9 protein-coding genes are annotated in these 14,654 nt (G+C 47.8%); 2 read left to right on the top strand and 7 right to left on the bottom strand.

The features are described from left to right. Positions 1 to 3: 3 nt before the first annotated feature. Positions 4 to 1,680 (top strand): alpha-glucosidase, encoded by a 1,677-nt coding sequence (locus KGF70_RS08915; protein ID WP_216768020.1) that lies wholly within the window; start codon positions 4 to 6, stop codon positions 1,678 to 1,680. Between the two features lie 935 nt (positions 1,681 to 2,615). On the opposite strand, the gene KGF70_RS08910 is transcribed toward KGF70_RS08915, so the two are convergent. Together KGF70_RS08910 and nhaC are read right to left on the bottom strand one after the other, a co-directional pair. After that, positions 2,616 to 3,530: an NADP-dependent oxidoreductase gene (locus tag KGF70_RS08910; protein WP_216768019.1), complete on the bottom strand. Its 915-nt coding sequence runs from the start codon at positions 3,528 to 3,530 to the stop codon at positions 2,616 to 2,618. Positions 3,531 to 3,725: 195 nt separating this feature from the next. Then, on the bottom strand, positions 3,726 to 5,126 hold the full coding sequence (nhaC, locus tag KGF70_RS08905; protein ID WP_216768018.1) for a Na+/H+ antiporter NhaC: 1,401 nt from the start codon (positions 5,124 to 5,126) through the stop codon (positions 3,726 to 3,728). A 548-nt stretch (positions 5,127 to 5,674) separates the two neighbouring features. On the opposite strand from nhaC, the gene KGF70_RS08900 reads away from it, so the two are divergent. Continuing rightward, positions 5,675 to 7,348, top strand: coding sequence for an alpha-glucosidase (locus tag KGF70_RS08900; RefSeq protein WP_216768017.1), 1,674 nt, complete (start codon positions 5,675 to 5,677; stop codon positions 7,346 to 7,348). A gap of 156 nt (positions 7,349 to 7,504) precedes the next feature. Here the strand turns inward: KGF70_RS08900 and KGF70_RS08895 are convergent, their stop codons facing one another. The 5 genes from KGF70_RS08895 to KGF70_RS08880 all read right to left on the bottom strand — a co-directional run bounded on the left by KGF70_RS08895 (position 7,505) and on the right by KGF70_RS08880 (position 14,436). Continuing rightward, on the bottom strand, positions 7,505 to 8,425 hold the full coding sequence (locus KGF70_RS08895; protein ID WP_050337921.1) for a LysR family transcriptional regulator: 921 nt from the start codon (positions 8,423 to 8,425) through the stop codon (positions 7,505 to 7,507). Positions 8,426 to 9,374: 949 nt separating this feature from the next. After that, positions 9,375 to 9,506, bottom strand: a complete 132-nt coding sequence (locus tag KGF70_RS17605; protein WP_021336886.1) for a hypothetical protein — start codon at positions 9,504 to 9,506, stop codon at positions 9,375 to 9,377. Between the two features lie 93 nt (positions 9,507 to 9,599). Continuing rightward, positions 9,600 to 10,442, bottom strand: coding sequence for a helix-turn-helix transcriptional regulator (locus KGF70_RS08890; protein ID WP_050337920.1), 843 nt, complete (start codon positions 10,440 to 10,442; stop codon positions 9,600 to 9,602). Between the two features lie 354 nt (positions 10,443 to 10,796). Then, on the bottom strand, positions 10,797 to 12,458 hold the full coding sequence (locus KGF70_RS08885) for a peptide ABC transporter substrate-binding protein (protein WP_216768016.1): 1,662 nt from the start codon (positions 12,456 to 12,458) through the stop codon (positions 10,797 to 10,799). Positions 12,459 to 12,774: 316 nt separating this feature from the next. Further along, a complete protein-coding gene (locus KGF70_RS08880) occupies positions 12,775 to 14,436 on the bottom strand; it encodes a peptide ABC transporter substrate-binding protein (protein WP_101872658.1) in 1,662 nt (553 codons plus the stop codon). Positions 14,437 to 14,654 lie beyond the last annotated feature (218 nt).

Genomic DNA, 14,654 nt, shown 5'->3' with positions numbered 1-14,654 from the left:
AACATGGCAGCAACAATTAAATGGTGGCAACAAGCCGTTGTCTATCAAGTCTATCCACGGAGCTTTCAAGATACCAATCATGATGGCATCGGCGATTTAAAAGGGATTACGGCGCACCTTGATTATCTACAGCAATTAGGGGTCGACGTCATTTGGTTGAATCCGATTTACCGCTCGCCCAATGATGATAATGGTTATGATATTAGTGACTATCAACAAATCGCCGCGGAATTCGGGACAATGGCGGACTTTGACGACTTATTAACGGCGGCGCATGACCACGGGATAAAAGTGATTATGGACCTTGTCGTGAACCATACTTCGGATGAACACCCTTGGTTCCAGCAAAGTCGCCAGAGTCGTGACAATCAGTACCGTGATTTTTACTTTTGGCGTTCCGGTAAGGGAGCTGACCAACCGAATAACTGGGAGTCGGCATTTGGCGGTTCAGCGTGGACCTATGATGAGCAGACGCAGCAGTATTATCTGCACACATTTTCAACCAAACAGCCGGATTTGAACTGGGAAAATCCGGCGCTACGAACGGCAATCTATCAGATGATGACGTGGTGGCTGGAAAAAGGCGTGGATGGGTTTCGAATGGACGTCATCAACCAGATCTCTAAATTACCAGGCCTCCCAGATGGCCCCCTCAAGCCACATAGTCAATACGGCGACGCGCGAGTGACCAATGGCCCGCATGTGCATGAATTCTTACAAGAGATGAATCGACGCGTCTTGTCGCGCTTCGATATTATGACGGTCGGCGAGACTCATGATGTGACGCCGGCTGATGCCCGTAAATACGCCGGTAATGACCGCCATGAACTCGATATGGTCTTTGAATTTCAACATTTACGACTTGATAATAGCCAACACGGATTTGGTAAATGGAGTACCCGCAAGACGCCGCTGGTTGCGCTGAAACAAGTGATCAACGACTGGCAGACGGGGCTGGCTGGACAGGCTTGGAATAGTCTTTTCTGGAATAATCATGATACGCCACGCGCCGTGTCCCGCTTTGGTGATGACCGGCCGATGTATCGGGTGCGCTCAGCTAAAATGCTCGCGACTTGCCTGCACTTGCTGCAAGGGACCCCGTATATTTATCAAGGCGAGGAACTTGGGATGACGGATGCCCATTTTACAGACTTAGATAGCTATCGTGATATTGAAACGTTGAACGCCTATCGCGACTTAGTGACTGACCGGCATTTGCTGACGCATGCTGATATGATGGCCCGGCTTGCGGCGAGTTCTCGTGATAATTCACGGACACCAATGCAGTGGAATGCGACTGAAAATGCCGGTTTTAGCGATGCGCAACCGTGGATCAAAGTGAACCCGAACTACCAACAGATCAACGCTGAAGCTGCCTTAGCTGACCCTGATTCAGTGTGGTATTACTACCAGCAACTGATAAAATTACGGCACCACTATCCAATCGTCACGCTAGGTACGTTCAAACTATTACTGGCGGATGATTCGCAGGTGTTTATGTACGAGCGGCACTGGCAGGACCAGACTTGGCTGATTGCCTGCAACTTCACGTCTGAAACGATTTCACGACCACTCCATCAATATTTGACGGCCGATGCCAAGTGCTTGCTGAGTAACTACGACGACCACCAAACCGACACATTACGCCCGTATGAAGCCTGGGTGTACCAGCTCGCTTAGTGATAGGCGCTTAAGTTCAAAAGCAGCCAGCTGAGGATCGCTGGAAATAAGGCGAGTTGGCGTATTCTTGTTCAGTAGCCGGTGCGCGCCTTAGTCCGACTTCCAGGGCCGGCTGACAATTGCTGGAACGTAAGCCGACGTCGATTTGAACTCACGCAGAAAGTCACTGCGCAATTTCAAATACGAGTCTTATTCTAAGCCGGAAGCAACCCACTTCCAGCTAAGAATAATTTGGCTACTGAGCATTGTCAGCCGGCCCCTACAGTCGGGAAGCCACTCGAATAGCAGATGAACGGTCACCTATCTGGGTACAATTGACCACTGAAATATTAGGTGGCTGGCCCTTTTAGCAAACTTTGAATTAGCATTTGCATACTGACAGTTAGACAATAGTATTATTATTGTCTTAAAACTCAAGACCATGTCGCAACTGGCCACGAAGACTTCTGACAACATTCGGTGATACCGAACTTCATGGATTGAAATACGTGTAAGCCAGCTGAGTACTCATTAGAAGATAGTCTTATAGATGAATATTTATTATGAATCAACGACCTATTTATCTAAAGTTAAGCCCGCACATGTCTACCTTTCGGATAACATCCCCAGCTGGAAGGCGTTTCTGACAATGCTCAGCGATGAAATTCCACTTAGCAAGCGTTTTTGGCTTGGTTAGTGGAAGACCAGCATTTAAGACGTGGGTTTCGGCTTAAATCTGTGTCCATCGCGTTCCAGCGTTGTCAGAAATGCCTGTAAGCCGGAATAGGACGCAGCTACAACAGAAAGTTTACGGTAACTTGCATTGTTTCCAGCGGGTCTTAGCTGGCAGCACTTGAACTTAACATGATTGACTTTAAGCGATAACCAGCACAACGCGTACGAATATAACCACACACCAATAAAGCGACCTTCAAGAATCTTGAAGGTCGCTTTATTTAACGAACAATGACGATTTGGCCGATGTGTGGTTCATCTAGTTGCTGGTGGCCTTGAATAAAGCCGTTTAGGTCAAAGGGCAGTTCGGCCGCAATCGTGGTGATGAGTTGGTGAGTTGCTAATAATTTAAATAATAACTGTAATGTCGCCTGGTCCGAAATGACTTCGGTCGGTTGAATCGCTTGGAACCGAATTGACTTACTGGTGGCAGGAAGGCGATGGGCGAAGGAGGCAATTGTGGCGTCAAACTTCGCCATTGCCAAATCGTCCTTGCCACCGACACCGTCTAAAGCGACGTTGATGATGACATCGCCGCGGTCGGCTAACACGTGGACTGGATTTTGTTGCTGGTAGTCCACAAATTGGTCGATGCCCAGTGAAGTGATCAGATCCGCGTAGCGCCCACTCGCCACGGCAATTACGTGCGCACCGAGGCGTTTTGCTAGTTGAACGACTAGCAAGCCCACGGGACTGCCAGCGCCTTTGACGATCACCGTCTGGTCAGCTTGTACGTCTGCAAAATAACGCACCGTTTTGTAAGCGATGATGCCAGGTGTGATCAGGCTTACCGCACTGGCGGGTGTGAGGTCGTCAGGAACCGTCACGGCCAGGTCGCTATCGACACAGACCTGTTCGGCGTAAGTTTCAGTGGTGTGCGCTGCGACTAAGGTGCCAATCTTAAAATCAGTGACTGCCGCTCCGACTTGAATCACGCGTCCGACCACATCATGTCCCGGAATGTGTGGCAGGTCCACGTTGGCCTTGGTACCCAGACGCTCCAAGCGGTCTTCGTCTGTTAAATTAACTGCCGCCGTTTCAATTAAGATTTGATTATCAGTCAGGTGTAGTGCTGGCTGGACAAGCGTCTCAAATACGGCGGGTCCCCCAAATTTTTGATAACCGTATGCAAGCATGATAATCCCCCTCCTATCATGGCTGAACCAGCATTTAGACTCGCAAAACCACCGAAGATACCGGCGTTTACCAACCAAATGCGTGGGTTCAGACATTGGTCCAAAAGTATGCTCTTGCCTCATTGTAGCGGGCGAACAGGGGAAATCACAAGTCGAAACAATTATATTCCGGTCTTCGTTCGGTTACCGACTGAATTAAGCGGTCGGTTTGACTGGCTGGCGCTTGAGGCCCCAACCGGTAAAACCACTGATGATGGAGAAGACTGGCGATAGCAAGCTGAAGAAGCAGAATGGCAAGTAAGCCAGTGTTGAAACACCCAAGGTATTCGCGGCAAACGCCCCCGCAACACCCCATGGAATCAAGTAGTTAATGACCGTTCCACCATCTTCGAGCACCCGGCTGAGTGCCAAGTTGGCGAGTCCGCGCTGATTGAAGGCGAGTTTGAAGGCTTTACCAGGCAAAATTACGGATAGGTATTGTTCACCAACAAAGATGTTGACGCCAATTCCGGCTAAAATCGCCGCAGTGACGGTGGCGCCAGTCCCTTTGAGCCGCTTGGTCAATGGCACCATCGCGGTTTGGATCAAGTTGAATTTCATCAACAGGCCACCGAGCGATAAGGTCAGTAAAATCAGTGAGACCGTGCTCATCATCGCGCTAATGCCACCCCGAGAGAGCAGGGCGTCGACGCTGGCATTGCCAGTTTTTGCGACAAAACCAGATTCAATCATCGTTGCGATTTTAGCGATGGCGATGTGTGGTTGCTGGATAAAAATCATCACGATGGCGAGCCCGATGTTCATCAATAACGTCGCAATCGCTGGAATTTTGAGGAGCGCACAGGCGAACATCACCGCTAGCGGCAGTGCGGCCCACCATGTGATGGAAAAATTACTGTTGAGCACGGTCAGGGTCGTTTGAATTTTACCTAAGTGACTTTGGGTCGCTGCGCCCGTGCCGAGAATCGTGTACAGGACTAATGAGACGACGAACGCCGGAATCGTTGACCACATTAAGTTACGGATGTGATCGAACAAATCACTTTCAGCGATCGCTGACGCCAGGTTCGTTGAGTCTGACAGCGGCGAAGCTTTATCGCCAAAAATGGCGCCGGAAATAATTGCGCCGGCAATCAAAGCCGGGTTGATGCCCATGGTCGTCCCGATACCGAAGAGGGCGATCCCAATCGTTGAAATAATCGTGAACGCACTCCCAATCGACGTTCCGATGATGGCGCAGACTAGGAAGACGGACGGCACGAACCACTGTGCGGAAATCAAATGAAAGCCGAAGACCATCATTGACGGAATAATGCCGGCTGCGATCCACACACTGATCAGCGCACCAATCAGCAGGAAGATGAAAATCGGAATGATCCCAGTTTTGATCCCATCAATGATGCCGCCGTGAATATCATCCCAAGCGGCGCCACGAATGCGGGCCCACAAAATAATGAGGGCAATCACCAGGATGACGGGTGTTTGTGGCGATAGGCCGAACTTAATCACACCAAGTCCCATAATCGCTAACATAATCAACAAAACGCATAAGGCTTCTGGTAATTTGACCGGTCGCCATTTTTCTGAATGAGGCATAATCGATAACTCCTTTTGAAGGTCGCCCAGCGTCATCAAGCAAGGTGGTCACCAGCTGCTTGAATGACGGTACGCGCCAATAATAATCATAATGAATGCAAAAAATCGTCCCCGTTGCACAATAATGCAACAGGGACGATTGATTAGACCGTGGTACCACCCAGCTTGAGCCACAATATGACTCCACTCACTAGCAGTTAACGGCTCTAGTTGTTATCCGCCGGGCGTACCCGGACCTCTCCTACCGTATTTCATCGAGATTAACCTGATCGGTTCGCAGCACCCACCGACTTCCTGACGCACAGTTAATTCGCTACTTGAAAGTAAGATTATCGTTCGTTATTTGAATACTGATGATAGTAGCATGTGCGCCCGAGTTCGTCAACTGACGTGAACGGCAGTTGGCATAAAAAACTCGGACAAATTCCGTTTGCCCGCTACGATAAGTGAGGTTGGAATGGTAGAATAGATAGTGTTGTAAGCGGTCTCTAACAAGAGACGGCGCTAGTTATTTTTAAAGATAAAAAAGTTTTTAGGGGGATATCAATATGGCTAATCAATGGTGGCAATCAGCCGTCGTGTATCAAGTCTATCCACGCTCGTTTCAAGATTCGAATGGTGATGGGATTGGGGATCTACCCGGAATCACCCAACGCTTAGATTATATTAAACACTTGGGTGCCGATGTCATCTGGCTCAATCCAATCTACCGGTCACCCGGAGTCGATAACGGTTATGATATCAGTGATTATTACGATATTAATCCGGAATTTGGGACGATGGCCGATTTTGACCAGCTGCTCGCAACCGCCCACGCGAAGGGCTTGAAAATCATGATGGACATCGTCGTGAACCACTCATCCAACCAAAATAAATGGTTTACGGAGAGTGCCAAGAGCAAGGATAATCCATATTCTGATTATTATATTTGGCGTGACCCAGTCGACGGACATGCGCCCAATAACTGGGGTGGCTTCTTCGGCGGCTCAGTCTGGGAATACGTCGAGAGTCGGCAACAGTATTATTTGCATTCATTTGCCGTCGAACAACCGGATTTGAATTGGGATAATCCCAAGTTGCGGCAAGCGGTCTATGACATGATGAACTTCTGGGTCGATAAGGGTGTCGATGGCTTCCGCTTAGACGTCATCAACCTGATTTCCAAACCAGCCAGCTTTGCGGATGGACAACCTGAAGCGGGCGAACCATACGCGGCCATCGGTGACATCGTGGCAAACGGGCCACATTTGCATGATTACTTACAAGAGATGAATCAACAGGTCTTTGCTGGCCATCAACTGATGACGGTCGGGGAGACGCCGGGTGCGACCGTTGCGGATGCCAAGCAGTTAGCGAGTCTACAAGGTCAAGAACTCAACATGGTCTTCGAATTTGAACACATGGGCTTAGACGGCAATCCCGACCCCGCATTGGGCAAGTGGAATGATCAACCCGTCCAACTCGTTGATTTGAAGCAGAGTTTATCAAAATGGCAGACGGGCTTGCAAGGTGCGGCTTGGAATAGCCTCTATTGGAATAATCACGATCAACCACGGATCGTGTCCCGCTTTGGCGACGAACGACCAGCTTATCGGGAACGCTCAGCCAAAATGTTGGCCACGGCGCTACACTTCTTGCAAGGGACCCCGTACATTTATGAGGGCAAAGAGCTTGGCATGACCAACGCCCATTTCGACAAACTGAGCGACTATCAAGATTTGGAATCACTGAATGCTTATCATCACTTTGTCGACGACGAACAGGTCGTCTCAGCGGATAAGATGTTAAGCTATTTAGCGCACACGTCTCGTGATAATGCCCGGACCCCAATGCAATGGGATGACAGTGCCAATGCCGGCTTCTCAACGGCGACACCTTGGCTAGCGGTCAACGCAAATTATCCACGCCTGAACGCGCAACTAGCGCAACGGACACCTGGCTCGGTATTTGGCTACTATCAACGGTTGATCAAGTTGCGGCACCAATTACCAGTTATCACGACTGGGACTTACCGGCTATTGTTGCCAGAAGACCAGTCCGTCTACGCCTACATGCGCCAAGCGGGTGACCAACATCTGCTCGTGATCTGCAACTTCACGGACGCCACCCAGACGCGGCACTTTGCTGAATTACCGGCCACGGCTAAGCTTCTGTTGAGTAATTATGATGAGGACCATCAGGACGTTTTGCGGGCGTATGAAGCGAAGGTTTATCAATTCTAAGTCGAGGCTCGGGCTGACTAACTTAGATGCGTGCGGCGAGGCGCTGGCTATTAGTCAATTGTCGAGTTCAGATTTGAAAATTAATCAGTAAAAACTAAAGGACGCCCTTGTTATCAACAAAGATAACAGAGCGTCCTTTAGTCGTGTTAAGTGCAATTACTGCTTGTTTTCTTGTTTGGCGTTGTCATCAGCAAAGGTCTTTTCGATGATATCGATGACTTGCTTGACCAACCCGATTGGGAATTGGTGTGCGCGCCGAATCAGATTGATATGCACGCTGGGAACTTGGACGTCGTCGAATGGAATTTCGACGAGGTCGTCGTCTTCACCTTCAGCCGGCGTCGTAATGTCCGAGATGAACCCTAACGCCAAGTTCTCCTTGACCAGTCCCTTGATTAAAGTACTGCTGTCAGATTCGAAGAGGACTTGTGGCTCGATTGAAAGCTGTTCAGCCAACTGCCGAAAGACGAGCTTGTTCAAATAAGTTGCATTAAGTAGGACAAACGGTGACTTCAGCGCTTCCGCAAAGGTCGGGTGATCCGACTTGGCTAGCGGGTGGTCTGGGTTAGCCAGAATGCGGAATTTAAATGGCCGCAATGGCGTGACTGCCAGGCGTTCATCGAGCGTTTGGTCTAAGTTGCCACTGATGGCAAGGTCCAGCTGACCAGCCAAGACTTGCTTAACGAGCTGGTTGGCGCCCATTTCAACGGTATGGACGCTACTGAGCAAGTCCTGTTCGATGATGGGCTTAGTTAATGCTGGTAAGTAATGTTCACTGACGGAGGGTTCGATCCCAAACCGCAGTGTGTGTTGACGGAGGTGACTGATTGATTCGTTGACGTGTTGCCAGTTATTGATAATATCATTGGCCGCGAGCAAAAGCTGCTGGCCGCTCGGTGTCAGGACGAGCGCCTTGGTTTTTGCTTGACGAAAGAATAGCGTCACTTGGAAATGACGCTCCAGTCGCTTAATTGCTTGTGAAATTGTTGGTTGGCTAACGTGAAAATCAGCAGCGGTTTGCGTGTAGCTTTGCGTACTGATCAAGCGTTGGAAGTAATACAAGTCTTTAATGTTCATGAAAAATGTAGCCTCCATAAAATATTAATGTTGGTTGAGCAATTAATAGTCGCAGGTAAGCAGGCTCCGACTGATTGATTAAAGCTGGTTATTATACGTCATGTTAATCATACCATTGTTATAACGAATAGTGTCAGGATAATTCGTAAAAATAAATTCACAGAATAGTTAACGCCCTGAAATTATAATGATTATTAATAAGCCGAACACTTGAAATTGGTATGGATGCTGGTTTGACACCATTCAAGCTTTTGAATCATCAGTTTAATTTATCAGTTAAAGGGCTGTTTGATTATCTATCGGGACTAATTTGTCAATTTGAAACGGGTCATTATAGATCACTGGCACTTAAGAAACCCTTGAAATGATAGCTATGACCGCGATTGATAAAGTTAAAGGGGTCAAGTGATAAATAAATTTTATTACCCATCTTCAATAAGTACCAGGCTCAATTATAAAAGCGGTTACACACCATAAATGATTCGTATCAGTTAAGGGGTTGTCGGAAATAGCCAGCTAACTAAAAATTGGTCTACATGAAGTCGGCTGCAGGCTGTGGGCGTCGCATTTGGCGGTAACGGTCAAATTTTTGAACCAAATAAGTTAACGTGTTTAAGTTATAACTGAAACTAATAAGCTCCAAAAAACGACCAAAAAAAGGCGATCCGCGGGCCTATGTTCGCTGGCTTAATCATAACTTGTGATAATCAGTTAAACGGGTGTGCTAATTTAGTTGGCCTGAGGATTAACCCACTCATTTGCATAAATAATTATAATACTACTCGGAACGACAATCTATAAAACGCCGATATAACAGTGAGTTAATTAATTAACTATAATAATTTATTATAGCAAACCCCGAATCGGGGCTAAAGGATTTTGTCTCACAACTTGATCCAAAATAAAACGCACCAGCTATCACGAAGATAGCTAGTGCGCATACTCGACATTACCGCCGATTCTGAGGCGTACGTTGGTCATGCTTGATTCTGACTGGTTGCGCAGCAGGAACTCGGTTGCCAGCGACAACCCCGGCGACAGCAGCTAAACCAGCTGCAACTAATAAACCTGCTAATAACATGGGCAGGACCTCCTCAATGGTTGTTAAGCACTCGTCATTTGATACTTGCAGTCTAGGCGATTTCTTAACCAATTGCAATTATTTCACCGCTAATTAATGGGAATTTGAATAACTTGAAATATTCTTAAGCAATTGATGGTTTTTGTTCATCCGGGCAAAGGCAGCCGCGTCGTTGAGATACTCATGAACTTCATCAGTATCCGTCGCGAGTTGGGCCTGTAAGAACTTGATGCGAGCGGCGTAGTAGGTGACGTGGAACCGAGCACAGATTTCAATCCCGTAGTTGAGTAGTTGCAGGCTACGTTCAGTATCTGCGATGCTAGCGTAAAAGGCCCCGGTGTAATAGGCGAGGTTGATTACGCGCCAGATACTTGCGGTCGTCTCTAGTGGCAAGTTGGGCAGAGCGTGCCGGACCTTTTCAAAATAATATTGGGCCTTGTCGTTATCGCCGGTCTGCTGATAAGCAATCCCGGTTCCGCAATAAGCCAACTGGGTGTAAATCGTAATGTGCGATTCATCCAAGTCCGTGATGATTTGGTCGAAGTTAAAGACCACGTCACTGATTGGATGGTGGTTAAGTGCTGCCACGTAACCCTTTAGATAACAGTATTGGAGCTTAGTCTCGCGATCGTGCCGCGGCATATCAGCGGCCTTTTCGAGTTGTTCTTCAGCATCCTGATATTCTGCGGTGATCAAATCAAATTCGACTTGTTCCAGAATCTTCAAGACTGCAGCATCCGCGACCCGTTCAGTTGGAAAGACATCTTCCAATTGAAGGTTCAGCCGCTGGCACAATTGCGCCACGATTCGAATGGCAGGGGCCTTACCATTATTCTCAAACTTACTTAATGTTGCCTGGGTACATATGCCGTCTGCAAGGGCTTTTTGCGAAAGACCCAGTGCCTTGCGACGGGCGATGAAGAGCTCAATATTCATGCCATCAACGCTTCCTTTACATAGTTAAGTCATTTTTGAAATTGTTTTCATTTATTCTAATTAAAAACTTTTTTATATAATTTTGTCAATATTTATACATAATCCATAGTATTCCAAAAATGTGTCTATCAAATATAAAAATATGGCAACTAAAAAATCGGTACCGCAAGCAGTAATCCAATACTTGCGGTGCCGATAAAGTGTCCATTCAGGCGTGAATTGAAGCCTGATTGAAGGCTAATTGATAGGACAGGTCGGCTCAAGTTAGTCTCGCACGACGGCTTAAAAGCAGTAATGCTGCTCGGCTACTTTCTGCTAAAAGCAACTAGTCGCTCTGTGTAGCGCTCATTCAACTTACTTTTCCAGATAAGCGTCTTTAAAGTTGTAGTTGGTGCCGGACGTGTTATAAATCAGGCCCTTCAACTTCGGATTGACCATCTGCGCAATCGTGTTTTGCGTTAAAGGTACGACGCCGGATTCAGTGCCGATAATTTTTTCGGCGCGGCCCATCGCTTGCCACCGCGTTGAATTGTTAGTGGCAGTTTGAGCCTGCTTGATGGCGGCGTCGTAGTCGGCATTCTTCCACTTACCAAAGTTGTAGTCGTTAGTCGATGTCAGGATGCCCAGGTCTGAGATTGGATCCGCGAAGTCTGCTTGCCAGCCCGAGATGGCAAGCTCGAAGTTGCCGGCCGTTTCACGTGCTAACCGATTTTTAAACGGCAAAGTGATGTCAGTAATCTTGAGGCCCGGTAATTCCTTTTGCCATTGTCCTTCCAGGTATTCAGCCGTTTCCTTAGTCTGGTCAACGCTGTCATGGGTGAGCGAGAGCGTCAACGATTTTTTACCGACTTCTTTGAGTCCTGCTGCCCAGAGTTGTTTAGCCTTAGCGTCATTTTGCGTTACGGCTTCTGCGACACTGTTTTCAGTGGCGAAATCTTCACCAGTCGTTGGGTCGGTGGCTAAGCCCGTGGTGACGAAGCCTTTAGGCACGGTCGACCCATCGCCGAGGACGTTTTTAACGAGTTCTTGCCGATCAATGACCAGCGACATCGCCTGGCGTAACTTGGCGTTGGCTAAAGCGGGGACTTTCTTCTGATTGAATTCTAGGTAGTTCAAACGGGACGTCTTCCGAAGGACTAATTTCGGATTATTACGTTCATTTTTGACCTGCTCACCGCTCAAGGTTGCCATATCGAGCTTGTTGCTCTGGAAGAGGTTGAACCCAGTGGTCGGTGACTTGACGACTTGGTCATTGATGCGTTCGAGATAGACGTGGCGTTTGTCCCAATAATGCGGATTGCGTTTCAAGGTCCAGGTCGTATTCGTGCCTTTCCAGCCGGTCATGGTAAACGGCCCGTCATAGACCATCTTGCTGGCAGTCGTCCCGTAGTCCTTGCCATAGTCTTGAACCGCGTGTTGATTTTGTGGGAAGAAGATGGCAAAGCCCATCAAAATTTTGAAGTAGGCCATCGGTTTATCCAAAGTGACAGTCAGTTTATATTTACCATCAGCTTTGATCCCCAAACTATCGACCTTTGCCTTGCCATTCATAATCTGTTCGGCATTTTTGATGCCGGCATATAAGTAAGCGTACTGTGAAGCGGTCTTCGGATCGATCGTCCGCCGCCAACTATAAACAAAGTCCTGTGCGGTCACCGGGTCGCCGTTACTCCACTTGGCATTTTTACGCAAGGTGAAGGTGTAGGTCTTCTTGTCCTTCGAAACGACGGTATTGGTGGCAATCCCAGGTGTGATTTTATTATTGGCACCAATGCGGTAGAGGCCTTCCATCGTGTTATTGATCATGTTGGCACTAATGGAATCGGTCACGAGGGACGTATCTAGTGTCGTTAACTCGGAACCATTTTCGGACCAATTCAAAACTTGGCTACTAGCCATGTCTGATTTCAAATTTCCCCCATTATCTGAAGCAGTATGACTCTGACTGCAGGCTGCCAATAGTAAGCCGGATGTCGCGGCAGCGGTCGCAGTTGTTAAAACAATTTTCCATTTCATATGTGAACTCCCCCCAACTGGATGTTCACGAGGATACATTAAAGGATAATGAGAATCAATTTTTCAGCGCTAATAATTAAGGTAATTAACACGCGTTGAGCTCATTAATAATTAAAAGTACCAGTTAGCTGGATTGCTGTTCGTCAGCCGAGAGCTTCCTAATCCGACCTCCGGGGCTGGCTGACGAACAGCACACCAACTAACTCGCAACATTTCCAGCGGTCCTAAGCTGGCTGTCTTTGAACTCAAAAACGGGCTCCCACCATACTGCAGGGAGTCCGTAATTAGCGTGTATTACTGATTTTTAGAGAGAATCCTATTTGGCCATGTAAGCACTCTTGAAGTTGTAGTTGATACCGGCTGTGTTGTAGACGAGGCCTTTCAACTTTGGATTGACCATTTGAGCGACCGCGTTTTGGGATAATGGTGCGACACCTTGGTCAGTGCCCAATGTCTTGGCAGCGGTCGAAAGTGCTTGCCAGCGTTTCTTCGTGCTGGTGGTGCTGTTGGCCGTATTGATGGCACTGTCGAAGGACTTGTTCGTCCACTTACCGAAGTTGTAGTCGTTGGTCGACGTCATGATGCCTAAATCAGAGACGGGGTCAGCGAAATCGGCCTGCCAAGCAGAGATGACGAGTTGGAAGTTACCGGCCAGTTCACGAGAAATTCTGGTCTTGTATGGAACCGTGACACTTTGAACCTTCAAGCCAGGTAGTTCCTTCTCTAATTGCCCTTGAACGTATTCAGCGAGGGCCTTCATTTGGTCCGTATCGTCATGCGTCAATGTCAAAGTGACCGACTTCTTGCCTGTTTCTTCCAAGCCTTCCTTCCAAAGCTTCTTCGCCTTGGCGTTGTCTTGAGTTACGGATGATTTGACCGTGTTTTCAGTCGCAAAGTCCTTGCCCGTGGTTGGGTCAGTGGCCAGACCGGTCGTGACAAAGCCCTTTGGTGTGACGGAACCGTCACCGAGCACGTCGTTAACCAGTTGTTTGCGGTTAAGCGTCAAGGACATTGCTTGCCGGATCTTCTTGTTAGCCAAGAGCTTGACCTTCTTCTGGTTAAATTCCAAGTAGTTCAAGCGTGAAGACTTGCGGACGACTAACTTACTATTGTTCTTTTCGTTTTTAACTTGTTGTCCAGACAAGGTTGCCATATCCAGTTTGTTGCTCTGGAAGAGGTTGAAGGCCGTCGTGGTTGACTTGACAACTTGGTCGTTGATCTTCGTTAGGTAAACGTGCTTTTTATCCCAATAAGCTGAGTTACGTTTCAATGCCCAAGTAGAGTTCGTCCCTTTCCAACCGGTCATCTTGAATGGCCCGTCGTAGACCATCTTGCTGGCGCTCGTCCCGTAATCCTTGCCGTATTTTTCAACCGCATGTTGATTTTGTGGGAAGAAGGAGACGAAGCCCATCAGTAATTTGAAATACTGCATTGGTTTTTCCAGGGTGACCGTCAACTTGTACTTGCCATCTGCCTTGATCCCCAGCGTACTTGGCTTGGCCTTGCCGTTAACGATCTTGTCGGCGTTCTTGATGCCAGAGTACAAGTAAGCGTATTGGGAAGCCGTCTTCGGATTGACGGTCCGTTGCCAGCCGTAAACGAAATCTTTGGCCGTGACTTGATCGCCGTTACTCCACTTGGCGTTCTTCCGCAGGGTAAACGTATAAGTCTTTTTATCTTTTGAAACGGTCGTCTTAGTGGCAATCCCAGGCGTGACCTTACTATTTTTACCGAGCCGATACAGGCCTTCCTGCGAATTGCTGATCATCGTGCCACTAACCACGTCGGTCGCAAGCGACGGGTCCAAAGTGGTCAAGTCTTGCCCGTTTTCTGACCAATTCAGAACTTGGGTGCTGGCCATCTTGGCCGTCGTATTGCCGGCGTTACTAGAGCTAGATGATGATTGCCCACAACCCACTAATAGAACCCCGGTGGTTGCGGTCAGTGTCGCAACAGTTGTAAATAATTTCCATTGCATAAAATATGTACCCCCTACTCAAATAAGTATGATATGTAGATGAGAATACATTAAAAATAGATTAAAAGCAATATAAACATTTTAATGGTTAACATTATTCAGTCAAAAAAGCTAGCACGACCTGTTGGAGGCCGTGCTAGCTTAATTAAGTAAACTAACGCGGGAATATTAGGGCTGATGTCAATGCCCAAAACTTTGGTAGCGACATGTCAAAAGCC

It is taken from the genome of Lactiplantibacillus sp. 7.2.4, from assembly GCF_018991185.1.
In the GTDB taxonomy this organism is placed as follows: Bacteria; Bacillota; Bacilli; order Lactobacillales; family Lactobacillaceae; genus Lactiplantibacillus; species Lactiplantibacillus pentosus.
The sequence above is the reverse complement of the archived record's forward strand: the minus strand, read 5'-3'. Positions and strand labels throughout refer to the sequence as shown.